The sequence below is a fragment of the Neobacillus sp. DFD-2R genome (assembly GCF_057747865.1).
In genome coordinates, this window is sequence record NZ_CM173228.1 from 949,290 (window position 1) to 972,298 (window position 23,009).

At 39.0% G+C, this 23,009-nt stretch carries 26 protein-coding genes; 16 read left to right on the forward strand and 10 right to left on the reverse strand.

The features are described 5' to 3' along the window. Nucleotides 1-6: 6 nt before the first annotated feature. Together AC3ANV_RS04580 and AC3ANV_RS04585 are read right to left on the reverse strand one after the other, a co-directional pair. Entirely contained in the window at nucleotides 7-1,221 is a 1,215-nt protein-coding gene (locus tag AC3ANV_RS04580) for a carbohydrate ABC transporter permease (protein ID WP_488312489.1), read from the reverse strand. A gap of 101 nt (nucleotides 1,222-1,322) precedes the next feature. After that, on the reverse strand, nucleotides 1,323-2,588 hold the full coding sequence (locus AC3ANV_RS04585; RefSeq protein ID WP_488312490.1) for an extracellular solute-binding protein: 1,266 nt from the start codon (nucleotides 2,586-2,588) through the stop codon (nucleotides 1,323-1,325). Between the two features lie 105 nt (nucleotides 2,589-2,693). Here AC3ANV_RS04585 and AC3ANV_RS04590 point away from each other — a divergent pair, with 105 nt between their 5' ends. From AC3ANV_RS04590 to AC3ANV_RS04600, 3 genes are all read left to right on the forward strand, one after another. Further along, nucleotides 2,694-3,479 carry a helix-turn-helix domain-containing protein gene (locus AC3ANV_RS04590; RefSeq protein ID WP_488312491.1) on the forward strand — a complete coding sequence of 262 codons (786 nt, stop codon included), beginning with the start codon at nucleotides 2,694-2,696 and terminating at the stop codon, nucleotides 3,477-3,479. A 138-nt stretch (nucleotides 3,480-3,617) separates the two neighbouring features. Continuing rightward, nucleotides 3,618-5,030 (forward strand): NADP-dependent phosphogluconate dehydrogenase, encoded by a 1,413-nt coding sequence (gndA, locus tag AC3ANV_RS04595; protein WP_488312492.1) that lies wholly within the window; start codon nucleotides 3,618-3,620, stop codon nucleotides 5,028-5,030. Nucleotides 5,031-5,587: 557 nt separating this feature from the next. Further along, entirely contained in the window at nucleotides 5,588-5,851 is a 264-nt protein-coding gene (locus AC3ANV_RS04600; protein ID WP_488312493.1) for a DUF1871 family protein, read from the forward strand. A gap of 181 nt (nucleotides 5,852-6,032) precedes the next feature. On the opposite strand, the gene AC3ANV_RS04605 is transcribed toward AC3ANV_RS04600, so the two are convergent. Then, complete coding sequence (locus AC3ANV_RS04605) at nucleotides 6,033-6,254, reverse strand: helix-turn-helix domain-containing protein (RefSeq protein ID WP_488312494.1); 222 nt, start codon at nucleotides 6,252-6,254, stop codon at nucleotides 6,033-6,035. Nucleotides 6,255-6,460: 206 nt separating this feature from the next. Between AC3ANV_RS04605 and yugI the strand changes: the two genes are divergently transcribed. The 4 genes from yugI to AC3ANV_RS04625 all read left to right on the forward strand — a co-directional run bounded on the left by yugI (nucleotide 6,461) and on the right by AC3ANV_RS04625 (nucleotide 9,779). Beyond that, entirely contained in the window at nucleotides 6,461-6,868 is a 408-nt protein-coding gene (gene yugI / locus AC3ANV_RS04610; RefSeq protein ID WP_488312495.1) for a S1 domain-containing post-transcriptional regulator GSP13, read from the forward strand. Between the two features lie 129 nt (nucleotides 6,869-6,997). Beyond that, nucleotides 6,998-7,234, forward strand: a complete 237-nt coding sequence (locus AC3ANV_RS04615; protein ID WP_488312496.1) for a hypothetical protein — start codon at nucleotides 6,998-7,000, stop codon at nucleotides 7,232-7,234. Nucleotides 7,235-7,266: 32 nt separating this feature from the next. Further along, a complete protein-coding gene (locus AC3ANV_RS04620) occupies nucleotides 7,267-8,466 on the forward strand; it encodes an ornithine--oxo-acid transaminase (RefSeq protein WP_488312497.1) in 1,200 nt (399 codons plus the stop codon). A 29-nt stretch (nucleotides 8,467-8,495) separates the two neighbouring features. Beyond that, nucleotides 8,496-9,779: a Glu/Leu/Phe/Val family dehydrogenase gene (locus AC3ANV_RS04625; RefSeq protein ID WP_488314136.1), complete on the forward strand. Its 1,284-nt coding sequence runs from the start codon at nucleotides 8,496-8,498 to the stop codon at nucleotides 9,777-9,779. 44 nt (nucleotides 9,780-9,823) lie between these two features. Here the strand turns inward: AC3ANV_RS04625 and AC3ANV_RS04630 are convergent, their stop codons facing one another. Then, complete coding sequence (locus AC3ANV_RS04630) at nucleotides 9,824-10,057, reverse strand: DUF378 domain-containing protein (RefSeq protein ID WP_488312498.1); 234 nt, start codon at nucleotides 10,055-10,057, stop codon at nucleotides 9,824-9,826. A 165-nt stretch (nucleotides 10,058-10,222) separates the two neighbouring features. Here AC3ANV_RS04630 and AC3ANV_RS04635 point away from each other — a divergent pair, with 165 nt between their 5' ends. The 3 genes from AC3ANV_RS04635 to AC3ANV_RS04645 all read left to right on the forward strand — a co-directional run bounded on the left by AC3ANV_RS04635 (nucleotide 10,223) and on the right by AC3ANV_RS04645 (nucleotide 13,625). Further along, nucleotides 10,223-11,386: an iron-containing alcohol dehydrogenase gene (locus AC3ANV_RS04635; protein ID WP_488312499.1), complete on the forward strand. Its 1,164-nt coding sequence runs from the start codon at nucleotides 10,223-10,225 to the stop codon at nucleotides 11,384-11,386. Between the two features lie 154 nt (nucleotides 11,387-11,540). After that, complete coding sequence (locus AC3ANV_RS04640) at nucleotides 11,541-12,890, forward strand: glucose-6-phosphate isomerase (RefSeq protein ID WP_488312500.1); 1,350 nt, start codon at nucleotides 11,541-11,543, stop codon at nucleotides 12,888-12,890. 327 nt (nucleotides 12,891-13,217) lie between these two features. Further along, entirely contained in the window at nucleotides 13,218-13,625 is a 408-nt protein-coding gene (locus tag AC3ANV_RS04645; RefSeq protein WP_488312501.1) for a YugN-like family protein, read from the forward strand. Nucleotides 13,626-13,627: 2 nt separating this feature from the next. Here AC3ANV_RS04645 and AC3ANV_RS04650 read toward each other — a convergent pair whose 3' ends face one another. Beyond that, entirely contained in the window at nucleotides 13,628-14,614 is a 987-nt protein-coding gene (locus tag AC3ANV_RS04650; protein WP_488312502.1) for a potassium channel family protein, read from the reverse strand. A gap of 252 nt (nucleotides 14,615-14,866) precedes the next feature. Here AC3ANV_RS04650 and AC3ANV_RS04655 point away from each other — a divergent pair, with 252 nt between their 5' ends. Beyond that, nucleotides 14,867-14,977, forward strand: coding sequence for an aspartyl-phosphate phosphatase Spo0E family protein (locus AC3ANV_RS04655; RefSeq protein ID WP_488314137.1), 111 nt, complete (start codon nucleotides 14,867-14,869; stop codon nucleotides 14,975-14,977). Between the two features lie 45 nt (nucleotides 14,978-15,022). Here AC3ANV_RS04655 and galU read toward each other — a convergent pair whose 3' ends face one another. Then, nucleotides 15,023-15,907, reverse strand: coding sequence for a UTP--glucose-1-phosphate uridylyltransferase GalU (galU, locus tag AC3ANV_RS04660; protein WP_488312503.1), 885 nt, complete (start codon nucleotides 15,905-15,907; stop codon nucleotides 15,023-15,025). A gap of 168 nt (nucleotides 15,908-16,075) precedes the next feature. Here galU and AC3ANV_RS04665 point away from each other — a divergent pair, with 168 nt between their 5' ends. Both AC3ANV_RS04665 and AC3ANV_RS04670 read left to right on the forward strand, forming a co-directional pair. Continuing rightward, a complete protein-coding gene (locus tag AC3ANV_RS04665) occupies nucleotides 16,076-17,113 on the forward strand; it encodes a glycosyltransferase family 2 protein (protein WP_488312504.1) in 1,038 nt (345 codons plus the stop codon). Between the two features lie 310 nt (nucleotides 17,114-17,423). After that, nucleotides 17,424-18,047, forward strand: coding sequence for a LysE family transporter (locus AC3ANV_RS04670; protein ID WP_488312505.1), 624 nt, complete (start codon nucleotides 17,424-17,426; stop codon nucleotides 18,045-18,047). 215 nt (nucleotides 18,048-18,262) lie between these two features. Here the strand turns inward: AC3ANV_RS04670 and AC3ANV_RS04675 are convergent, their stop codons facing one another. From AC3ANV_RS04675 to AC3ANV_RS04685, 3 genes are all read right to left on the reverse strand, one after another. Next, nucleotides 18,263-19,573: an amino acid permease gene (locus tag AC3ANV_RS04675; RefSeq protein WP_488314138.1), complete on the reverse strand. Its 1,311-nt coding sequence runs from the start codon at nucleotides 19,571-19,573 to the stop codon at nucleotides 18,263-18,265. 122 nt (nucleotides 19,574-19,695) lie between these two features. Further along, the gene (locus tag AC3ANV_RS04680; RefSeq protein ID WP_488312506.1) at nucleotides 19,696-19,857 is read right to left on the reverse strand and encodes a hypothetical protein; all 162 of its coding nucleotides are present in this window, start codon (nucleotides 19,855-19,857) and stop codon (nucleotides 19,696-19,698) included. 9 nt (nucleotides 19,858-19,866) lie between these two features. Next, the gene (locus tag AC3ANV_RS04685; RefSeq protein ID WP_488312507.1) at nucleotides 19,867-20,055 is read right to left on the reverse strand and encodes a hypothetical protein; all 189 of its coding nucleotides are present in this window, start codon (nucleotides 20,053-20,055) and stop codon (nucleotides 19,867-19,869) included. Between the two features lie 515 nt (nucleotides 20,056-20,570). Between AC3ANV_RS04685 and AC3ANV_RS04690 the strand changes: the two genes are divergently transcribed. Then, nucleotides 20,571-21,326, forward strand: coding sequence for a TraR/DksA C4-type zinc finger protein (locus tag AC3ANV_RS04690; RefSeq protein ID WP_488312508.1), 756 nt, complete (start codon nucleotides 20,571-20,573; stop codon nucleotides 21,324-21,326). A gap of 49 nt (nucleotides 21,327-21,375) precedes the next feature. On the opposite strand, the gene AC3ANV_RS04695 is transcribed toward AC3ANV_RS04690, so the two are convergent. Then, nucleotides 21,376-21,570: a DUF4025 domain-containing protein gene (locus AC3ANV_RS04695; RefSeq protein ID WP_488312509.1), complete on the reverse strand. Its 195-nt coding sequence runs from the start codon at nucleotides 21,568-21,570 to the stop codon at nucleotides 21,376-21,378. Between the two features lie 101 nt (nucleotides 21,571-21,671). Here AC3ANV_RS04695 and AC3ANV_RS04700 point away from each other — a divergent pair, with 101 nt between their 5' ends. Next, nucleotides 21,672-21,815: a hypothetical protein gene (locus AC3ANV_RS04700; protein WP_488312510.1), complete on the forward strand. Its 144-nt coding sequence runs from the start codon at nucleotides 21,672-21,674 to the stop codon at nucleotides 21,813-21,815. Between the two features lie 154 nt (nucleotides 21,816-21,969). Then, on the forward strand, nucleotides 21,970-22,872 hold the full coding sequence (locus tag AC3ANV_RS04705) for a cation diffusion facilitator family transporter (protein ID WP_488312511.1): 903 nt from the start codon (nucleotides 21,970-21,972) through the stop codon (nucleotides 22,870-22,872). Nucleotides 22,873-23,009 lie beyond the last annotated feature (137 nt).

Here is a 23,009-nt window from a genome sequence, read left to right on the forward strand (position 1 = left end):
CCCTCCTTAATTTTTTTCCATTAGGTTTGTTCCCAAGAATTTAACAAATAAAATGGCAATGATAGCAACACATAAAAACATAATCATGACAATAACGGAGCCATAGCCAAAGTTGGTTTGCCCAAACATCACTTTATAAGCGTAAATCGATAGTGTTTCTGTTTCTCCGCCGGGTCCACCGCCGGTTAAGACGTAAATCAGGTCAAATACTCTAAAGGCGTCTAATGTTCGAAACAATAATGCTACTAAAATTGATGGCTTTAATAGGGGCAGTGTCACCTTAAAAAAGCTTTGAATTTTATTTGCACCATCAATGGAAGCTGCCTCGTACAAGGAATGTGAGATGTTCTGCAACCCGGCCAACAGTAATAAAGCCATATAAGGAGTTGTTTTCCATACATCAGCTAATATGGTGGAGGCCATTGCCCCGGGACCACTAAGTAATAGGTTTTGAGATTTATCTACCAGTCCAACCATTTCAAAAAAATGCGCGACAATTCCGCTGCTTCCATTGAAGAGATAACTCCACATAAGCGCTGCCACAGCTGTTGGTATGGCCCAAGGAATCAGTGATGCTGTTCGGATCATTCCCTGTCCAAAAATCGTTTTATTCAATACAAGTGCAAGACCTAAACCGAGAACAAGTTCAAAAAAAACAGATAAAACAGAAAAAAGGGACGTATTCCAAAAGGCAATGCCGATTCGTTTGTCTGAAAAAACCTGCTTATAGCCCTTCAAGCCGATAAAGTTAGAGGGGATAATACTATTTTGGAGATCGTCAACCAAGGATGGCAGATCGTCCTTATGCGTTAACTTGTATTTACTATTAAGGGACGTTACCAATTCTTTAGCCTCTTTATGAAGGCTTTCAATTTTGGCTCTCTCTGTTTTGCTAATTTTAATAACACCTTTTTGATTTTTAAAATCTTTCTCTGCTGTCTCTAATTCTTTTTTTAGCCGGGAAACCCGATTCTGATCTTCTTGTTCTTTAACATTCGGCAGGTCTTCATCTAAAAACATGTTGACATACATTTGCGTTTCATTGAAAAGCGAGGTATTAAATCGTTCACTTACATACAATCCTGCTTTTTGCTGGTCATTGAGACGATAGTCAAAAAATGTATAGGTAAATGATTGCAACACCGGCCATAGAGAGAAAATACCAATAATCAACAACGTGGGAAGGATAAAAAGCCATTCCTTTAAGCCCATTTTTCGCATTATTTACACCCTTTCACAGGTTGAAGGTTTGACAGAAATGATAGAAAAAGGAGGCCTATATGAGTCAGCCTCCTATTTTTTCATTTTTTAAGAGCTATAAATTATTGTCCCTTGGCAGCAGACTCAATTGCTTTTACGGCGTCATCAATACCTGCTCCGGAGCTTAAATATTTATGAGCATTAACCTGAATAGTATCCGATGCTTTGGAATACTCAGGAGATACCGGTCTGGCGATAGTAGTTGTTAAAGCCTTCTGGAAGCCGGGATAGCTTAACATAACATTGGAAGACTTAACTTCATCATTCGTAAGTAAGGCATTGTAGCCCGGTAAATAGCCGCCTTGGGTGGACATGATCTTTTGACCTTCTTCACCCGCAGCAAATTTAATAAATTCCCATGCACCGTCAAGATGTTTTGAATTTTTATTAAGACCAAGTAACCATCCGCCGACAGAACCGCCATTTGGAAGCGGTGCAATGCCAACCTGATCAACCGTTACAGTAACACCGGATTCTTTTCCTTTGATTCGACCGAATGCATATGGCCAGTTACGTGCAAATACCGCATTTCCTTGTTCAAAGTTGGTATGGGTTTCCCCTTCCGTAAAGTTTAGTAAATCCTTAGGAGAGAAAGGTGCTTTTGTAAATTTATACATCGTTTCAATACCTGATTTAACATCCTGATAGGATTTAGAGAATTCTGTAACGTTTACCGTTAAGCCTTCATATTGTTTAGATTGATAGACAAAACCGTATTTAGTATTATTTTTGCCTGCATACTTTTGTGCCATCGCATACAGGTCATCATAGGTATAGCTGCCGCTGTCCAGCTTCTTTGCATCCTCAGTGCTTACAATGTCTTTACGATAGTAAAGTAATCCTAAGTCCGGGAAGAAAGGAAGCGTATATTGTTTACCTTTATAGTTTCCGGAGGCCATCGAACCGGAGTTGAAATCCGTCTTTTTGTAGCCTGCTTTATTCATTTGAACATCTATTGGTTCTAAGTATCCGGCACCGGCAAATTCACCTGCCCAAACTACGTCCATGGAAAGAACATCGTAATCAGATGAACCACTGGATAAAGAGTTTAATAGTTGATCATGCATTTGAGCGGAGTCGTTGGTCATTTGGGTCCACTCTACTTTGTACTTGGATTGCTTTTGGTTGAAGGCGTCAATCAATTTTTTTGTTGCAGGAGTATTGTCATTTTGAGCAGCGAACTTAAGAACAATTTGTTTCTCACTTGATTTGTCACTGTCAGCAGGCTTAGTTTTTTCTGTACTCGTAGAACTGCTGCAGCCTGTCAGAGCGATGCTTGTTGCGAATGAAAACGCTAACAATTTTGCGAACAATTTTTTTCTCTGCATTTTTGTAAAGCCCCCTTTAAGGTTGATACTTGAATTTTATAGTCTGGAAATTTACAATGATATTAAAAAAATGATATTTTTAACATTTTTTTAAGGTGAAATTAAATGATCATAAAAAATATCAATATTAAGCATTTTTTTGAAACGAGAGCTGAAAATATCCAAAACTTTTATTACCATCCATCATTTGCGTTAGAGCAGCAGTTAATGGATTGTATTATTCGTTGTAACGAAAAAGAAGCGAAGGATGTTTTGGACCAAATAAACAGCCTTGAGCGGGCCAAACTTGCCGGTGAACCGATTCGTTCACTCAAGAATTCCCTAATATGCTCCTGTACTTTATTTACTAGAGCGATAATCCACGGCGGGGCCTTTCCGGAGGACGCGTTCAATTTAAGTGATGTCATGATTCGGCAAATTGAAAAAACAGATTCTTTTGAGGAACTAAAGACTCTTGAGTATGAAATGGTAGCCTGTTTTATCGATACATTAAAATCTGCAGACCGATTAGAATATAATCAAGTTGTAAATCGGGCTATTACCTTTATTCACCAAGAGATATTAAATGAGTTACCTGTGGAAAAGATTGCTGAATATTCAGGTGTTCACCCCGGATATCTTTCCAAAATCTTTAAGCTGTCAGTCGGCATGACCATACCGGAATATATAAATCGCAAGAAAATTGAAGATTCTAAGTATTTCCTTCTGCACTCCAATTCACAGCTTAGCGAAATTGCGCACATGTTTGGATACTGTAATCAAAGCTACTACACGGCACTTTTCAAAAAATATACCGGTAAAACCCAGGGTCAATTTAAAAGCTCATACATACCGAAGGGTAAAGGAAATGATAAAACTTCAATTAACAGGATGAATTTCCTAAATAAGTAAAATAATAAACCTGTCCTATACTTGGTATAGATCAGGTTTTTTTTTATGAATTTAGAACAAAATGTTGTATGAAAATTTTTTTATCATATAATGTAACTATATGAAAATTTTTTTAGTATTTTGAAGGGGTGATTTGACTTGGAAAAACAGCAAGTTGGAGTAGTAGGAGTAGGGGTAATGGGAAGAAGCCTGACATTAAATTTTGAAAGCAAAGGTTTCTCTGTATCCGTGTATGATCTTTCCGCCGAAAAAGTAAATGAAATTATTGAGCATAATAAAGGAAAAAAACTTTTTGGCACTATTAATATAGAAGAATTTGTTCAATCACTAGAAAGACCCCGCAAAATATTATTAATGGTAAATGCAGGAGTTATCACTGATAAAGCGATTGAATCACTATTACCTTATTTGGAAAAAGGCGATATTTTAATTGATGGTGGAAACAGCTTTTATAAAGATACCATTCGAAGAAATGAAGACCTGGCACGAAAAGGTTTTCTATTCATCGGTGCCGGTGTATCCGGAGGAGAAGAGGGCGCCCTTACAGGTCCGGCCATCATGCCGAGCGGACAACTGGAAGCCTTTACAGAGGTAAGTCCGCTATTAACGGCAATCTCAGCAAAGGTGGATGGGGAACCGTGTTGTTCCTATATCGGACCTAATGGTGCGGGCCATTACGTGAAAATGGTTCATAACGGGATAGAATATGGTGATATGCAGTTAATTTGCGAAGCGTATCATTTATTAAAAGAGCTGGTTGGGTTGTCTACGGATGAGCTTCACGAGGTTTTTAGCGAGTGGAACAAGGGGGAGCTGGATAGTTATTTAATAGAAATAACAGCTGATATTTTTACTAAAAAAGATCCTGAAACCGGCAAGCCTTTAGTGGATGTCATCCTTGACACAGCAGGTCAAAAAGGGACTGGAAAATGGACGAGCCAAAGTGCCCTAGACCTTGGGGTTCCGCTTTCGATTATTACCGAATCCGTTTTTACCCGATTCCTTTCTGCTATGAAGGAAGAGCGTGTAAAAGCAAGCAAAATATTAAAGGGTCCTGCCAAAAAAGAGTTTGCAGGCAATAAACAGGATATAATCGAGCTGATTCGAAAAACATTGTATTTAAGCAAAATTTGCTCGTATGCACAAGGCTTTGCCCAGTTTAAAGCCGCTTCTGAGGAATACAACTGGAATTTAAATCCCGGGGAGATCGCGATGATTTTCCGTGGAGGATGTATCATTAGGGCAGCTTTCCTTCAAAATATTAAAGAAGCCTATGACCGCAATCCAAATTTAGACAATCTTTTAATGGATTCTTATTTTCAATCGATTACAGCTGACTATCAGGAAGCAGCAAGAGAAGTGGTTTCCATTGCCATTAGAGCGGGGATTCCTGTTCCGGGACTTTCCAGTGCGATTGCTTATTATGATAGCTATCGTACCGAAGTTCTGCCGGCTAATCTACTTCAAGCACAAAGGGATTATTTCGGTGCTCATACGTACAAAAGAGTAGACCGTGAAGGAACATTCCATACAGAGTGGATCGAAAAATAGAGAAAAGCGGGGATGAAAGGGTTCCATTTTGATGTGCTATAAAAGGAAATTTATTATTGAAGGACAAAATCACCACAGAGAACGAGGAAATTGTCCTTCAAGTAGGCTTTGAAGGACAAAATTACCACAGAGAACAAGGAAACTGTCCTCGAAGTATGCTTTGAAGGACAAAATCACCACAGAGAACAAGGAAACTGTCCTTCAAGTGGGCTTTGAAGGACAAAATCACCACAGAGAATAAGGAAACTGTCCTTCAAGTAGGCTTTGAAGGACAAAATCACCACAGAGAACAATGAAACTGTCCTTCAAGTAGGCTTTGAAGGACAAAATCACCACAGAGAACAAGGAAATTGTCCTTCAAGTAGGCTTTGAAGGACAAAACTCCCTCAAGGAACAAGAACTTTTTGGGAGGCAATATTCATCGGAACAAAACCTCCTCCCCCGAGTCCATATTTCGTTAAAGGGTAATTATGTTAGTTTTCCTTATTGACGCAGCCCCTCATCACTTTATGATAAAATACCTTTAACAAATGTAATTTTATTAGGAGATTATAACAATGAACAGTCAGCTTCAAACTAATCTGCAATATGTTGAGCTATTAAATGAATGGGATCCGTTTAAATTGAAAACCGGCAGTTATGACACGGAAATTGCCGATACCATTCAAGCTGTACATGAGCTAAATGATCCTGCTCAGTTGGCGAAAAGAATTCAAGAAATTTATGAGTTTTCATTCGAAAAAATGATTCCAATGGCAAGCTGCCTAAAAATTTCTAATAAACTTTTAGTAATCAAGGACAGTGGTACCTGTACCTTATAGGCGAAATAAAAAAAAGTGGACATACCAACAAGGGTGTCCACTTCAAAAAAGGGGGGAATACTAGAAAGCCTTATGAAATAAGGTTTGACAGATTTCCCTTTTTTTATACCGAAAAATTTATAAAATAAAAAAGCGGTAAATGTAACCGCTTTTAGAAATGATAAACATTTTTAATTCTAAATTATTTCTGGGAAGCTTCGGTATTTTCGTGTCCTAATAACTCAGAAGCAGGGATATCAAGAACAGTAGACAATTTTAATATTGTCTGAGTGCTTGGAATTTGTTCTCCATTTTCGTATTTTTCAATGGTGCTTGTTCCAACTCTAATTTTTTGTGACAGTTCTTCTTGTGTCATTTTAAGCAATTCACGATAGGTTTTAATCGTTTGGCCAATTGAGTTCATACTGTTCACCTCTCCTAGTTAAAGATTTCCTTTTTATTTATTTTAACATAGTATTTGTATTTTTTCGAAAATTATTTTGTACTTTATGTTAAGTTTTTCTAAAACCGCATTTTATTACGGCTTTTTTGATTAAACCATTATAGTGTGATATAATATTATAATGCGTATATATGAGATAAAATAATAATTTATTTAGGAGTGTTTTCATGTCAGAAAAAATAACAACTGGTAGTATTTTAACAGGTAAGGTAACAGGTATTCAACCCTATGGTGCTTTCGTTGCATTAGACGAAAATACACAAGGTCTTGTGCATATTTCTGAGATCACGCACGGTTATGTAAAAGATATTAATGATCATCTTAAAGTGGGCGATGAAGTACAGGTTAAAGTTCTATCTGTAGACGAAGGTGCAGGAAAAATCGGCTTGTCTATTCGTGCCACTGAAGAAGCTCCTGTTCAACAAGCTGCTGCTAAGCCAAAGAAGCAGCCGCGTAAACGCCAAGCAGCTGCAATTATACCTGAAGTTGAAGGACAGCAGGGCTTTAATACACTAAAAGATAAGCTGCAAGAATGGATTGACCAATCACAGCGGGAAGATTTAATTAAGAAGTAATACACGTAAAGGCCTGGATTTTGCTTTTTAGCATGGATCCAGGCTTTTTTTATTATTGGTTATGTTAAAGCTCATTGTTGATTTAACTCACTATGTTGATTGGAGAGGAAGGCGCGAGACTCCTCGAAAATGCTATCGCATTTTCTTCGTGCGGTGAGTATTCGTGGAAGCTTAATCAATGTCCTGCGGGAAAAGCAGGTCAAGGGAGACCCCGCAGGCTTAATGCTTGAGGAGGCTCCCGACCGCCCGCGGAAAGCGAGTGCCTGGAGCGGAAAGCAACAGGCAAGTTTAACAGAGCCTTATTATAAAAAAAGATTTATTGAAATGTTCATTCTTTTTGATTGCTCGGCTACAATAGAAATATAAATACATAACCATCCTGAAATGGAGGAAAATCAATGGCAGCAGAAATAAATACAAACATGTTGATTGAACAAACGGAGAAATTTGGGGCCACTAACTATCTTCCGCTTCCAATCGTTATCTCGCGTGCAGAAGGTGTATGGGTAGAAGACCCGGAAGGCAATAAATATATGGATATGTTAAGTGCCTACTCTGCGGTAAACCAGGGCCATCGCCATCCTAAAATTATTCAGGCACTGAAGGACCAAGCCGATAAAGTTACATTGACTTCCCGTGCATTTCATAATGACAGACTCGGACCATGGTATGAAAAAGTCAGTAACCTAACGAACAAAGAAATGGTCCTGCCGATGAATACAGGTGCTGAGGCAGTTGAAACGGCTGTTAAAGCTGCACGCCGTTGGGGCTACGATGTAAAGGGCATATCAGAGAATCAGGCAGAAATCATAGCTTGTGTTGGGAATTTCCACGGTCGGACCATGACTGCCGTTTCATTGTCATCGGATCCGGAGTACAAACGGGGCTTTGGGCCAATGCTACCGGGGATTAAGCTTATCCCGTATGGCGATTTAGAGGCATTAAAAGCTGTGATTACGCCAAACACGGCAGCATTTTTAATTGAACCGATTCAAGGTGAAGCGGGGATTGTGATTCCTCCGGAAGGGTTTATGAAGGCAGCATACGAACTTTGTAAAGAAAATAATGTTTTATTTATTGCCGATGAAATCCAAGCAGGTTTAGCACGTACAGGTAAAATGTTTGCCAGCGATTGGGAAGAAATCGAGCCTGATATGTATATTCTCGGTAAAGCACTTGGCGGAGGAGTGTTTCCCATTTCTTGTGTTGTGGCAAATAGGGATATTTTAGGTGTATTTAATCCCGGTTCCCATGGCTCTACCTTTGGCGGAAACCCAATGGCATGTGCCGTGTCGATTGCCGCCCTTGACGTTCTTATTGATGAAAAATTAGCGGAAAGATCTCAAGAGCTTGGGGAGTATTTTATCAACAAATTAAAAGAAATAAAAAATCCGATGATTAAGGATGTCCGTGGCCGTGGTTTATTTATCGGTGTCGAACTGGATCAACCTGCACGGAAATATTGTGAAGAATTAAAAGAGCAAGGACTATTATGTAAAGAAACACATGATACTGTCATTCGTTTTGCTCCGCCTCTTGTTATTACGAATGAAGAATTGGATTGGGCTATTGAACGGATAAACAAAGTGCTTGGATAATAGGGAGAATAACTAGGGGTGCCAAAATGATGGGGACTAAAGTAACAAACGGTGTAGAAGGCGGAGAGGAAAAGGAGAATTTAAATTTACTTACTTCAACCCAGATCGTTATCAATGATGCACTAAGAAAACTCGGTTACAATCAAGAAATGTATAAGTTTTTAGCAGAACCTTTAAGAATGCTTCAGGTCAGAATTCCCGTCCGCATGGATGATGGTTCTACGAAAATTTTCACCGGTTTTCGGGCCCAGCATAATGATGCAGTTGGACCGACAAAGGGCGGAGTCCGTTTTCATCCTAAAGTAAATGAAGATGAAATAAAAGCATTATCAATGTGGATGAGCTTGAAATGCGGGATTGCTGATTTACCTTTTGGGGGAGGAAAAGGCGGTGTTATCTGTAATCCACGAACCATGTCATTGGGGGAGCTGGAACGCTTAAGCCGTGGATACGTCCGGGCAATTAGTCAAATTGTTGGTCCTACGAAGGACATACCTGCACCGGATATGTATACCAATCCGCAAATTATGGCCTGGATGCTGGATGAATACAGCCAGCTTCGGAAACACGGATCCCCCGGCTTTATTACCGGGAAACCACTTGTGCTTGGAGGCTCTGAGGGGTGGGTAAAGGCCGGAGCTTTGGGAGTAACTATATGTATTGAAGAAGCCGCAAGGAAATGCCGAATTTCGATAAAGGGCGCCCGGGTAATCATACAGGGTTTTGGGAATGCAGGCGGCTATCTGGCAAAGTTTATGCATGATGCCGGTGCTATAATCGTTGGCATTTCTGACGTTTATGGTGCCCTTTATGACCCGGATGGTTTAAATATTGATTATTTACTGAGTCGGCGTGATAGCTTTGGTACGGTTACCACTTTATTCGACGGAACGATTTCGAATGAAGAACTGCTTGAGAAAGATTGTGATATTTTAGTGCCTGCAGCAATCTCAAACCAAATAACAGCAGAAAATGCTCACAGCATAAAAGCTAGAATTGTGGTAGAAGCAGCCAGCGGACCAACAACACTGGAAGCATCGAGAATTCTCTCCGAACGCGGCATATTGCTTGTACCCGATGTATTAGCAGGCTTAGGGAAAGTAACCGTTTCTTATTTTGAATGGGTTCAAAATAACCAGGGGTATTATTGGAGCGAAGAGGAAATCGAACAAAAATTACGGGAAAAGCTTGTAAGAACATTCAACCATATTTACGAAACCGCACAGAAACATAAAGTAGATATGCGTCTGGCTGCGTACATGGTTGGCGTAAGAAAAATGGCAGACTCCGCTCAATTAAGAGGATGGGTCTGACTCAAAAAAAATCCTTGCATCGTGATGCAAGGATTTTTTTAAAATTACCTAACCCGATCAGTTTCAGGCTCTCTTACAAATGATTCATTTGCCTTAAACAGAAGTCCAAGATTAAGAAGACCGGCAATTCCAACTAAGCCATAGATAATTCTTGCGATTGCAGCATTTTGACCTCCAAAAATCGCTGCAACAAGATCAAATTGAAAAAAACCGATTAACCCCCAGTTAATTGCGCCAATGATGGTAAGTGCTAAAGCAATGCGTTGAATAGTACTCAAATAAGTTCCTCCTTCATTTTAAGTGAATTATTTATTAACTTGAGTCAACTGTCCGTAAAATATTCATCCGTGTAGTTTGCTTTTTTGGAGGGGAATATAAAGCTAGTTTTTTGCAATATAAATGATTTTAAATAATAATGTATTTTGAAAAGGATGGTGTTGACAATGCAAAATTTTACTTTTTGGAATCCTGTAAAATTAATTTTTGGAAAAGACCAGCTCGAACAATTAAAGACTGAAATTCCTAACTATGGAAAAAAAGTTTTACTCGTTTATGGTGGAGGAAGCATTAAGCGAAGCGGTCTCTATGAAAAAGTAACGAAATTATTAGCGGAAATCGGTGCTGAAGTTTTTGAACTGGCGGGTGTGGAGCCAAATCCAAGAATTACAACAGCCCGAAAAGGGATAGAACTATGTAAAAAAGAAGGAATTGACTTCCTGTTGGCAGTTGGCGGCGGCAGTGTGATTGATTGTACTAAGCTCATTGCAGCCGGTGCAAAATATGCCGGTGATGCATGGGATTTTGTTGTGAGAAAAGCCATTGCAAAAGAAGCTCTTCCATTTGGTACTGTTTTAACACTTGCTGCCACCGGTTCGGAAATGAACGCCGGTTCTGTTATTACCAATTGGGAAACAAATGAAAAGTATGGCTGGGGAAGTCCTGTTACATATCCGAAATTCTCTATTCTGGATCCGGTTAACACATTCACGGTACCAAAGGATCAAACAATTTATGGAATGGTCGATATGATGTCGCATGTACTTGAGCATTATTTTCATTTGGAAGAAAATACTCAGTACCAGGATCGTATGTGCGAATCCTTGCTGATTACGGTAATGGAAACAGCACCGAAATTGTTGGCAGACCTTGAGAACTATGAACACCGTGCAACAATTCTATATGGCGGAACGATGGCATTAAATGGGATCTTAAATATGGGCTATCAAGGTGATTGGGCAACACATAATCTTGAGCATGCTGTTTCAGCAGTTTATGATATCCCTCACGGCGGCGGTCTTGCTATTTTGTTCCCGAATTGGATGAAGCATAACCTCAACGTAAAACCGGAACGCTTTCAACAGCTGGCTGTAAGAGTGTTTGGGGTTGATCCTAAAGGAAAAACTTCAGAAGAAACAGGTCTTGAAGGAATTCAAAAGTTACGTGAATTTTGGAATAGCATTGGTGCCCCTGCCCGTCTAGCTGATTATGAGATTGATGATAGCAAGATTGATTTAATGACTGATAGAGCAATGGCAAACGGAGAGTTTGGAAACTTTGCCAAACTAAATCGGGAAGATGTATTAGCCATTTATCGGGCATCCTTATAGCTCGGCCATGGCATGTTCATGTCTTTTTCTGCATTTCGACAAAAAGTAAAAAAATTATCGAAAATGGACACGCTTACAATTGGAGACCTTCCTTGAAAAACGGTCCGGACTTCGATAAAGTGGTTATTGAAAATAAATTTATGGAGGATCAGGCATGACACACGTTCGTTTTGATTACTCAAAAGCACTAACCTTTTTTGGAGAACATGAACTTACATATTTACGGGATGCGGTGAAAGTTGCTCACCATTCCCTGCACGAAAAAACAGGAGCGGGCAATGACTTTTTAGGATGGATTGAACTTCCAACCAACTATGATAAAGAAGAATTTTCCCGTATTCAAAAGTCTGCTGAAAAAATCAAATCCGATTCCGATGTTTTACTTGTTATCGGGATTGGCGGTTCTTATTTAGGAGCAAGGGCAGCAGTTGAGATGCTTCATCACAGCTTTTACAATGCACTTCCAAAGGAAAAACGCACAACTCCGCAAATTATTTTTGTCGGAAACAATATCAGTTCTTCCTATATGCGGGACGTAATGGACCTGCTTGAAGGAAAAGACTTCTCAATTAATGTCATTTCCAAATCAGGTACAACAACAGAGCCGGCAATCGCCTTCCGTATTTTCCGTAAACTGCTGGAAGAAAAATACGGCCAGGAAGAAGCACGCAAACGAATTTATGCTACTACAGATAAAGCACGCGGCGCACTAAAAACATTATCAAATGAAGAAGGCTATGAAACCTTTGTGATTCCGGATGATGTTGGCGGCCGTTATTCGGTGTTAACGGCAGTGGGTTTACTTCCAATTGCAGCTAGCGGTGCAAATATTGAAAAAATGATGGAAGGCGCAGCAAAAGCACAAGAAGACTTTGGTCTTTCCGAGCTTGAAGACAATGCAGCCTACCAGTATGCAGCTGTAAGAAATGCGTTATATAACAAAGGTAAAACCATTGAAATGTTGATTAATTATGAGCCCGGGCTTCAATATTTTTCAGAGTGGTGGAAACAATTATTCGGTGAAAGTGAAGGAAAAGACCAAAAAGGTATATATCCTTCCTCTGCTAACTTCTCAACAGACCTTCATTCACTCGGACAATATGTACAAGAAGGACGTCGTGATTTGTTTGAAACGGTCATAAAGGTGGAAAAGCCTCGCCATGAATTGAAAATTGAAGCTTTTGAAAATGACCTGGATGGTCTAAATTATCTCGCTGGAGAAACAGTAGATTTCGTTAATAATAAAGCCTTCCAAGGAACCATGCTTGCCCATACAGACGGAGGCGTGCCAAACTTAATTGTTACAATTCCTGAGATGGATGAATACACATTCGGTTACCTTGTGTACTTCTTTGAAAAAGCATGTGCGATGAGCGGATACCTACTTGGGGTTAATCCATTTGATCAGCCGGGTGTGGAAGCCTATAAAGTGAATATGTTTGCCTTACTTGGTAAGCCCGGATTTGAAGAGAAAAAAGCTGAACTTGAAAAACGATTAAAATAAATTTGTAAGAGTACTGATGTTTTAGTCAGTACTCTTTTTTTGTTTATTGGTAATACTACTCTAAAAAGAGCAGATGAGGTAAATCCAATGAAATGAATAAATGAAACTGTTTTGTTTGGAGAAACTAAATGGTAATGATTAAGGCAATTTTCGCATAGATTGTTGTTTTTCGTATAAGTTTATCAACCCGTATAATTAGAAGCTTCGTGGCATCTTTTCGTAAGAACATTTGCGGAAATTGCCCAGAAACTTAGTAATTGAACTTTATTAAGCTTTAAAAGCAACAAAGTTTACGAAAAGAGCCATTATTATAAAGGGGGTCCGATTATGATTGAATTGTCTTCAAGGGTGGAAGGAAAGCAGTTTGATTTGTATAAACTGGAACAAAAATTAAAACCAATCGGTTATGCGATTGGTGGAAACTGGGATTATGATCACGGTGCATTTGACTATAAAATTAATGATGAAGAAGGGTATCAGTTCTTACGCCTGCCATTTAAATCAATAGACGGGCAGCTGGATGCAAGAAATTGTACGGTACAGTTAGGGAGACCGTTTCTATTGTCCCATAAATATGAAGCAGGGCTTGATAATCAAGGCAGCACCGGGACCTTTTCCGGTACGTTAAATCAATTCCAGGAACCTGTCGATAAGGATGCCGGCTTTCCGGATCGCTATATTGACATAGGTAAAACCCTGGTGCAAGAGCTGGAAACCATTCTTTTATCCGATTAAGGTTAGTGGAAAATTAACAGTAAATCGTCCTTTTCGATTTTAAACGAGCGGGAAGGGTTTAGAAATGTTTCTTCCCCTCTTTTAATACCGATTAGTAATATCCCTTTTGCTAAAAATTCTTGACAGATATCCTTAAAGGTTTTTCCAATATCATCTTCATGGGGTGTCCGGGCTGACAACCTGCTTTCCTGCAGGTGATGGACAAAATCTGATAATAGCCCATCCCCATTGGAATGCAGGCTATTAACCATAAATACACTAGTCAATTTATTCGATTGAATGACTTCATCTGCACCTGCCCTTAAAGCATTGATTACTTGTTCAGCCGTTAAAATTTCGACGATACATTTTACTTGCGGACATAAGCCTTTAATCGTAAGTAATGTCAGAATACTGTTCATATCAGCTTGAAGCTCATCATTTCCTCGGTCTGCGGTAATCAGGACCTTCTCCGCTCTTTCAATATCACTTTTTAAAATTGTTTCATCCACATGGGCCTTTCCTTGAATAAAATGGACAAAACGCGAATGGACGGGGTTCGATTCAAGGGTTTCATCTACTAATACGATCATTTGCGGATATCTGGAATTTATCAGCTTGGTTATTAACTCCCGGGATCTTTCATTCCAGCCGATAATAATAATATGGCCTTCCCCTTTAAAAGGAATTTTCCCTTCGGAAAAAGCGTCCTGTTTTGTGACAGCAGCGGCTGCCAATGTGCCAAAATAAGATGAAACGAAACCGACGCCTAGCAAAATGAGGATTACAGCCGTTAATCTACCAAGGATTGATTGAGGAACATAATCACCGTAACCGACGGTTGATGCTGTTATTATTGCCCACCAAATTCCGTCAAAAACAGATGGAAATGTTTTTGGCTCTAATAAATGTATAGATATTCCAAATGTCAGGAATACTAGCAATGCGATCGCTAGAATTCGGATTAAAAGAGGCAATCGCAAAAAGCTAATATAAATACGGTTGGGCACAATTATCACCTTATTTCTTGATTCTCCCACTATTATTGACGGAAAAGCCTTGTATAAAACGGATCGCTTGATTTTCATATCATATTGTTCACAAAATGGTCGTATTTTTTTATTTTTTCTACTTGTTTTTAATTCTAAAAACTAATAAATTATTGTTAATAACATGAGTATAGTACAATGTAGAAAGTGGGTAGAGGCATGAAGATAAGCATGGACTCGCTGTTGACTAATATCGAAGAAACTAGACTGGAAATGATAAATTTAGCTCATCAATATGGATATTGCAGCCCATATGTTGTACTGTGCAGTCAAAAGCTCGATACCCTTTTAAATGATTATAATAATATAAAAGTAAAACACTAAAAGCATAAACGCACCTTTTCCATCAGAAAAAAAAGAGGCTGACTATTATGAGTCAACCTCTTTTTTGGCATTTATTAATGTCTCCATTAAATACCGTTCAAGCTGTGTTTTTAAGTCCGGGCGTTTTAAGGCAAAATCAATGGATGCTTTTAAAAAACCGAACTTGTCTCCTACATCATACCGTTTTCCTTGAATGAGATATGAAAAAATAGGCTCCCTTGCGAGTAATAGATCAATGGCTTCTGTTAGTTGCAGCTCACCTTTTGCATCAGGTTTTACCTTTTCCAGCATTTCAAATATTACAGGGCTTAAAATATATCTGCCCACAATGGCTTGGGTAGAAGGAGCTGTTTCAACTGAAGGTTTCTCTATTAGACTTTGGACTTTAAACATGTCTTGATAACAATAGGAATAATCAACGATTCCATATTTGACTACATCTGTACGAGTTACCTCTTTACAGCCGAGAATACTTGACTGGACATCTTGAAATTTAGTTATCATCTGCCTTAATGCAGGTGTTTCGCTGTCAATAATATCATCCCCGAGGAGAACGGCAAACGGCTCATTTCCAATAAATTTCTTGGCGCAAAGAATCGCATGGCCCAGCCCCAGTGGTTCTTTTTGGCGAACGTAATGGATATCTGCCAAATTCGAGATATTTTGCACAACTTTTAACATATTATACTTTCCCGTTGTTTTTAACTGCATTTCTAATTCGAGTGATTTATCGAAATGGTCTTCGATGGCCCGTTTATTTTTACCGGTCACGATGATGATATCCTCAATTCCGGAAAGTACAGCTTCTTCAATAATGTATTGAATCATCGGTTTATCTACAATGGGCAGCATTTCTTTCGGCTGTGCCTTGGTTGCGGGCAAAAATCGTGTGCCCAATCCGGCGGCAGGAATAACAGCTTTTTTTATCATTCATTCATCCCCTTGTTATTTTCTCCCTGATTTAATCCTATGCAGACAAAAAAAATTTAGTAGGTTGCGATTTATTTTCCATTATTTGTGAACAAAACGAATAAATTCCTGTCATTATGTGAAATTTAAATGAATAGTACTATTTATTGACATCGGAGGTATTTGCAAGTGATGGAACCAATTCTTACCATTGTGGTGCCTTGTTATAATGAGGAGGCCGTTTTACCTGAAACGATTTTTCAACTTCAGCAATTAATGACGGACCTAGTGAATGAAAATCTGATTTCGCATCACAGTCGGATTTTATTTGTTGATGATGGAAGTAAGGATCATACATGGGAAATTATCTATAAAGAGGGACTACGAAACGAATATGTCCGCGGTTTAAAATTGTCCAGGAATGTTGGACATCAGAATGCTTTATTAGCAGGACTATTTACTGCCAGGGATTCCTCAGATTGTGTAATCTCAATTGATGCCGATCTTCAAGATGATATTAACGTAATTCGGGAGTTTATCGATAAATTTAATGCCGGTTTTGAGATCGTATACGGTGTTCGTAAATGCCGGGAAAAAGATACTTTCTTTAAACGAAGTACGGCACAGGGATTTTATAAAATGATGAAAAAAATGGGTGTTGACCTTGTTTACAATCATGCCGATTTTCGTTTAATGAGCAGACGGGCACTTCAAGAATTGGAACGATTTAATGAAGTGAATCTTTTTTTAAGAGGAATTGTCCCGCTTCTTGGTTTTCGTTCAGATGTTGTTTACTATGATCGGAAGGAAAGGCAGGCGGGTGAATCAAAATATCCATTAAAGAAAATGCTTGCCTTTGCTTTTGACGGAATCACTTCCTTTTCGGTGTCTCCGATTCGCTTTGTATTAATAATTGGTTGTATTTCTTTTTTTATGAGTCTCATATTTGGGGTTTATTTTTTGTCAATTAAAGTTTTAGGTAATACCCAAACAGGCTGGACATCTCTTATTACCTCCATCTGGCTAATCGGCGGTCTTCAGCTTATTGCGATTGGATTAATAGGGGAGTATGTTGGGAAAATTTATAAAGAGACAAAACAGAGGCCAAAATATATTGTCGATATTGATTCTTTTAATATGCCTATACCAAGACATCATTTGCTTAATAAAAGAGTTGAGGATGAGTATTTTAAACTGGATCATCTAAATAAATCGGAAACCAACTAATATATCATTTCTAATGACTCGCTAAAACGGCGAGTTTTCTTTATTTAAAAGTATAAGTTTTTTAAACTAAGAAAACTGTCTAGCTCCAGCGCCCAGCGACTAGTGTACTTCGCTCTTCTCCCTACGATAAGTCAACATCGAATCGCCAAAAACGCGATTCGTGTTTCCTTTATCTCAGTCGAAGCGCTCCAGTCCTGTCGTGCGCTAAACGGGCGCTTCCGCTTTTCTTTATTTTTTTGTTGTACAAATCTCTTTTCTTGAATAAAAATGGGTAGACAGGCTTCTACACGAAAATGGGGGAGAGATTGGAATGAATGTTTTTCTTAGCTATATTTTGCTAGGACTGTCACTGGCTGCTCCAATTGGTCCAATCAATGCGGCTCAAATTGACAGGGGAATTCGGAATGGCTTTATGCATGCATGGCTTATTGGGGTTGGAGCGGTTGTTGCCGATGCCGTTTATATGCTTGTCGTTTACATAGGTGTGATCCAGTTCCTTGAAATGTCATTGATGAAAACATTTCTTTGGCTTTTCGGTTGTTTTGTTTTAATTTATACAGGTGTTGAGACTGTTTTAAATGCAAGCAAGTTGAGCTTTGAGGAAAAAAGAAGTAAAGAGCCTCTTGTGAAGTCATTTTTTTCAGGATTTTTTATGTCCATTTCCAACCCGCTGACGATTTTATTTTGGCTGGGGATTTATGGTTCTGTCCTTGCCAAGACGGCGGCTTCCTATGAAAGCAGCCAGTTGATTCTTTATAGCAGTGCCATTTTTATTGGGCTTTTAATTTGGGATATTACGATGGCTGGTATTGCAAGTAATTTTCGGAAATATTTAACATCAAGATTACTCATATCTATTTCTTTATTGTCAGGGATTTCACTGATTGGTTTTGGAATATACTTTGGTTTTCAAGCAGTAAATACGTTTGTTTAACGAAAACAGCCGGCGAAGGAGTCGCAGGCATCTTTTAAAAGATAAGAAGTATACTCTTTGAGAATTGTCTAGCTCCAGCGCCCAGCGACTAGTGTACTTCGCTCTTCTCCCTACGATAAGTCAACACGAAAAAGCAAAAACCGCGATTCGTGTTTCCTTTATCTCAGTCGAAGCGCTCCAGTCCTGTCGTGCGCTAAACGGGCGCTTCCGCTTTTCTATGCCGTGGGCCATGGCTTTAAAACTTGCTTTTTATTCCATGTTCGATTCATGATAAACGTAATCACACTAATTACCCCGATAAACACCAAACTAATAAAGAATCCGGGTCTGCTTGTATCATGAAAAAGGGTTCCGCTAACAGCGATTAAAATAAAGATGGCTCCAACAGAATATTTTATTTTATCCTTCGTTTTTAATTCTAAAATTTTTATTGATGAAGCAAGAATAAAAAGCCAATTATATAAAAGCATTAACCCGGCGGCAGTAGTCAAATACTCATAGATGCGGTTTGGCATCACTAAGGCTGTCACAATAGAGGCTGTAACCCCAAGTAAGGTAAGAATCAGGGCAGGAAGAGGGATTTTTAATTTTCCCTTCCTGGAAAAGATCCCCGGCGCATCGCCTTCTTCAGAAAGTGTGACAAGAATGCTCGTAACGGCAAAAAGAGAGGCTGCCATAGTTGAAAAACCGGCAATAATTAAAGCAGCATTAAAAATATGCGGCACAAAGGATAGATGATAATTATCCAATGCTACAACAAAAGGGCTTTCCTTCGCATTAAAGGCACTCCAAGCGGCCATTAGCACGGCCAGTCCAATAGAAAGTACATAGATGATGGTTAAAGTGGAAAGCATTATTTTCCCTGCTTTTGGCGCTTCATTTGGATCCTTCAATCTTGTTGCCATCAACCCAAGTATTTCAATGCCCCCGAATGCATAAAAAGCGAATATGACCGAGGACCATAAACCTTTCATTCCACTTGGAAAAATATCTTTTGTACTAGTTGGATATTGAATGGGACGGTCGCCATCAATCACACCAAACAGGGCCAATGCCGCAATAATGATAAACATTAATATGGCTGAAATTTTAAGGATTGCCAATAAATTTTCCATTTTATTTAAAACTTTTACACCGATTAATAAAACCGTCAGTCCTAGAACGGCATAGACTGTGGCAAATATCCATAATGGAACCTTCGGGAACCAAAAGCGTGAAAAAATAGAAAGAGCCGTCATTTGGCTGCCCATTATCAGCATTTCCGAACACCAATAAACCCAGCCGCTGCTAAATCCTGCCCACCTTCCGTAGGCTTTTTTAGCGTAGCTGCGGAAACCGCCTTTTTGCGGATCCTGCACTGTCATTTTTGAAAGCGCGTCAAAAACAAAATAAGTACCAATTGCCGCGATCACAAAGGCAATTAAAATAGAAGGCCCTGTCATTTTAATCGCAAGACTTGATCCAAGGAAAAAACCTGTTCCAATCGTACAGGCTACCCCAAATAAAGAAAGCTGCCACCACTTCATATCGTTCTTTTCTTGTGAAGCACCCAATCCAAATCCTCCTTTTAAGTAAAGGACAGTTTTTCGTAAAAAAGGTTGGGGAACTTCCCCAACCTTTCTGTATTCACAATTATTGAAAAAACAGCTTATAAATTGAAGCCAGTTGCTCCAACCGATTTATCGGTATTATCCTGGTTATTATATTCTGCATCATTAAGGCCGGGTTTTTGATTTTTCCCATTTCCTAAGTACTCACCCTGATGTGAGGCTTGAGTTTTTTTAAATTTGTCCCAGTTCTCATTGACCACAAGTTCCCCTCATTTCTGTTTATCAGGCTCTGTTAAACTTGCCTGTTGATTTCCGCTCCAGGCACTCGCTTTCCGCGGGCGGTCGGGAGCCTCCTCGGCGCAAAGCGGAGGCCACTGAAAAAGTCCAAGATATTTTGCAATAGGTGATTCCCTGAAAAAACCATCCCCACTATTGACTGAAAAATCGATGAAAACCATTTTCCTCTCCCTACTTTGATGGTGAAAAACGCAATTTTTTGGGATTTTAGTTGGCAGGAAATCTCATTATTAGCAGAAAAGGACTTTTTCAGTGGCGTCGCAAAGCGCCTGCGGGGTCTCCCTTGACCTGCTTTTCCCGCAGGACATTGAATAAGCTTCCACGAATACTCACCGCACGAAGAAAATGCGATAGCATTTTCGAGGAGTCTCGCGCCTTCCGCTCCAATCAACATAGCGAGCAAATCAACAATGAGCCGTAACATAGCCTTTTTTTAAATGCTTTTACAATTATTAAGATTGCACGAGTAACTAAATCTTATTCCATTTGGTACTACAGAAACTTTTAGGATTTTGATGGAATTAAAAATTTATTACATAATCAATCGCGAATTCATTGAAAATAAAAAGAAACGATAAGAGTACAGAGGAAAAAATCCTAAGAGAGATGCATGAGGAACAAGTCTTACTTGTTTCGAAGGCGCTTGCGCTTTTCTAATTTGAAAGGGGTTTGTCATATGCTATCGACACAGCAGCTAGCTAAGTTTCGCTTACAATTATTAAAGGAAAAGTCTGAGGTCGAAGAACATTTTAAGCAAAATGATCATTTTGGCTTAGTGCGCGGTCATTCTCATGAATCAATGGGGGAATTATCCAGCTACGATAATCATCCCGCAGACGATGCAACCGAGTTATATGAACGCGAAAAAGACATTGCCTTAAATGAACATTATGAATTGCTTCTTAGTAATATAGATAGAGCCTTGGAGGCATTGGAAAACGGAACGTATGGAAAATGTGAAGTTTGCGGTAAAGAGATTCCGATTGAGCGATTAGAAGCTTTGCCTAATACTACCTTTTGTAAAGAGCATAGTCCTGATCAGGTCGTTTCTCATGATCGTCCGGTAGAGGAAGGTGTGTTAATGCCGCCGTGGGGTAAATTTGATATGGACGAAAAAGATGAAGATGTTGCCTATGATGCTGAGGATTCTTGGCAGGAGGTGGCAGAATGGGGGACATCTGAAACCCCTTCAGATTTGGCCTTCCCGCAGGATGAATACAATGATATCTATATGGAAGCGGATGAGCATATAGGATATGTGGAGGATTTTGAGAATTTTGTTGGTAATGATATAAATGGGAAAAATATTAAGGTTTATCCTAATCCGGAGCATGAACGCTATGAAGATGTCCTTGATGACGAAGGAATTATGACAAGTTTTGGTGATTTACCGGCATTTGAACATGATGCATATGTGGATGATGATAAATGATGAGAAAAAGAAAACAGCTTTCGCTATGGAGAGCTGTTTTCTCTGATTTTTATTCTTGTGTCTGACTCTTTATTTCAGGTCCATTATCGATGACAGCACCGATTTCCCCTTCCATGTACGTATCGCTTACCTGTTCATGGGTGGTGGCAAGACCTGAAGAAAGGGAATCATTTTTTTGATAATCACTTGTGTGGAAAGTGCGGCCGGCAATTTCAGTACTTTCGTTCATATTTTTTTTATTCATCAAAAACACTCCTTTAAGAAAATGGATTCAAACGTATTTTCTTCTTTTTATATAAGGATTACTCATACATCTATTGAAAAAATTTATAAGGAGCTGATTGTATGCACAAAAAAAGCCAATTTCCCACCCGTAGAGAATTAGATGAAGCGTTTCATTTTCTACAGGATCAAATCACGAGAATTTCAGTTGCGGAGGAGGAAGAGATGGTGATGGAGATGAGTGATAAAGAAGGGCAGAAAGAATAAAAAATCATTTTATTTTGGCCTTTTTTCCACCAGAGTTTCGGAGGAAATAACGGAAACCTGCCAGCGAAGGTTGTATTGGGGCAAGATTTTTTCTCTAGACCCATCTATCTTTTGTTTGGTATGATTTCAAGAGAAATTTTTGGGGTGGTTTTATATGGAAATGAGAGAAACACTGGCTAGAAAAGTGGCCTGGATTAGTGTACTTAGCAATATTCTCCTTACTCTTGGAAAAATAATCATTGGATTATATGGAAATAGTGATGCCGTGTTTGCCGATGGAATCCATTCTGCGGCCGATGTGTTTGCATCGATTATTGTCGTATTAGTAATCAAAATTTCTAATAAACCAGCAGATAACGAACACCCCTATGGACATGGGAAGGCAGAAGTTATTGTTTCTGAAATAATCGGGATATTGCTTTTTCTTGTTGCCATATATGTTGTATACGAAGGAATCAGCGGATTCTTTCATAAGGTTGAATCACCAAGTTTTTTGGCAATGTGGGTGGCTATTTTTTCCTATATAATTAAGATCATTTTATACCGGTCATCATTACGTGCAGCCAAACAGCATAATAGTAAGGCAATTGAAGCAATTGCCTATGATCATAAAGCAGATATTGTTGCTTCGATTGCCGCTGCACTAGGGGTACTTGTTTCAATAGTAGGTGTCCGTTTTAATCTTCACCTTTTAGTTTACGGTGACAAAGTAGCCAGTATATTTGTCGCATTTTTAATTTTTAAAATCTCAAAGGAAATGATAACGGAAGCTTTTGATATTTTACTCGAGCGAAATATCAACACCGAAATACTTCAGGATTATATTTCCATTGTTTCAGAATTTCAAGAGGTTAGGCGAATTGACCGGATCAGAGCAAGAGAACACGGACACTATGTTTTAGTGGACATCCGAATAGCGATTGACCATTCTAAAACGATAAAAGAGGGGCATGACTTATCTAAAGCGATCAAAAGAAAATTAATGGAGAAAAATGATAACATCGAAGAAGTGTTAATTCATTTAAATCCGTATTTTTCTGAGGAGCATAAATTCTAAAAAAACTGCTTTGTACTTTTGTGCGTTTCGGTTTATGATAAGATTGGATAGAAAAGTACGAAGGAGTTGATATTTTTGAGTTATTCTGTTGACCCAGACCCAAGTAGTCGCGGGGAAGTCAAGATTATCTTTGAATT

What these genes read in the sequence shown, in the direction of transcription:
- AC3ANV_RS04580 (WP_488312489.1), bottom strand. Translation starts at nt 1,221, where the DNA reads ATGCGAAAAATGGGCTTAAAGGAATGGCTTTTTATCCTTCCCACGTTG.
- AC3ANV_RS04585 (WP_488312490.1), bottom strand. Translation starts at nt 2,588, where the DNA reads ATGCAGAGAAAAAAATTGTTCGCAAAATTGTTAGCGTTTTCATTCGCA.
- AC3ANV_RS04590 (WP_488312491.1), top strand. Translation starts at nt 2,694, where the DNA reads ATGATCATAAAAAATATCAATATTAAGCATTTTTTTGAAACGAGAGCT.
- AC3ANV_RS04600 (WP_488312493.1), top strand. Translation starts at nt 5,588, where the DNA reads ATGAACAGTCAGCTTCAAACTAATCTGCAATATGTTGAGCTATTAAAT.
- AC3ANV_RS04605 (WP_488312494.1), bottom strand. Translation starts at nt 6,254, where the DNA reads ATGAACTCAATTGGCCAAACGATTAAAACCTATCGTGAATTGCTTAAA.
- yugI (WP_488312495.1), top strand. Translation starts at nt 6,461, where the DNA reads ATGTCAGAAAAAATAACAACTGGTAGTATTTTAACAGGTAAGGTAACA.
- AC3ANV_RS04615 (WP_488312496.1), top strand. Translation starts at nt 6,998, where the DNA reads ATGCTATCGCATTTTCTTCGTGCGGTGAGTATTCGTGGAAGCTTAATC.
- AC3ANV_RS04620 (WP_488312497.1), top strand. Translation starts at nt 7,267, where the DNA reads ATGGCAGCAGAAATAAATACAAACATGTTGATTGAACAAACGGAGAAA.
- AC3ANV_RS04625 (WP_488314136.1), top strand. Translation starts at nt 8,496, where the DNA reads ATGGGGACTAAAGTAACAAACGGTGTAGAAGGCGGAGAGGAAAAGGAG.
- AC3ANV_RS04635 (WP_488312499.1), top strand. Translation starts at nt 10,223, where the DNA reads ATGCAAAATTTTACTTTTTGGAATCCTGTAAAATTAATTTTTGGAAAA.
- AC3ANV_RS04640 (WP_488312500.1), top strand. Translation starts at nt 11,541, where the DNA reads ATGACACACGTTCGTTTTGATTACTCAAAAGCACTAACCTTTTTTGGA.
- AC3ANV_RS04645 (WP_488312501.1), top strand. Translation starts at nt 13,218, where the DNA reads ATGATTGAATTGTCTTCAAGGGTGGAAGGAAAGCAGTTTGATTTGTAT.
- AC3ANV_RS04655 (WP_488314137.1), top strand. Translation starts at nt 14,867, where the DNA reads ATGATAAATTTAGCTCATCAATATGGATATTGCAGCCCATATGTTGTA.
- galU (WP_488312503.1), bottom strand. Translation starts at nt 15,907, where the DNA reads ATGATAAAAAAAGCTGTTATTCCTGCCGCCGGATTGGGCACACGATTT.
- AC3ANV_RS04670 (WP_488312505.1), top strand. Translation starts at nt 17,424, where the DNA reads ATGAATGTTTTTCTTAGCTATATTTTGCTAGGACTGTCACTGGCTGCT.
- AC3ANV_RS04675 (WP_488314138.1), bottom strand. Translation starts at nt 19,573, where the DNA reads ATGAAGTGGTGGCAGCTTTCTTTATTTGGGGTAGCCTGTACGATTGGA.
- AC3ANV_RS04685 (WP_488312507.1), bottom strand. Translation starts at nt 20,055, where the DNA reads ATGGTTTTCATCGATTTTTCAGTCAATAGTGGGGATGGTTTTTTCAGG.
- AC3ANV_RS04690 (WP_488312508.1), top strand. Translation starts at nt 20,571, where the DNA reads ATGCTATCGACACAGCAGCTAGCTAAGTTTCGCTTACAATTATTAAAG.
- AC3ANV_RS04695 (WP_488312509.1), bottom strand. Translation starts at nt 21,570, where the DNA reads ATGAATAAAAAAAATATGAACGAAAGTACTGAAATTGCCGGCCGCACT.
- AC3ANV_RS04700 (WP_488312510.1), top strand. Translation starts at nt 21,672, where the DNA reads ATGCACAAAAAAAGCCAATTTCCCACCCGTAGAGAATTAGATGAAGCG.
- AC3ANV_RS04705 (WP_488312511.1), top strand. Translation starts at nt 21,970, where the DNA reads ATGGAAATGAGAGAAACACTGGCTAGAAAAGTGGCCTGGATTAGTGTA.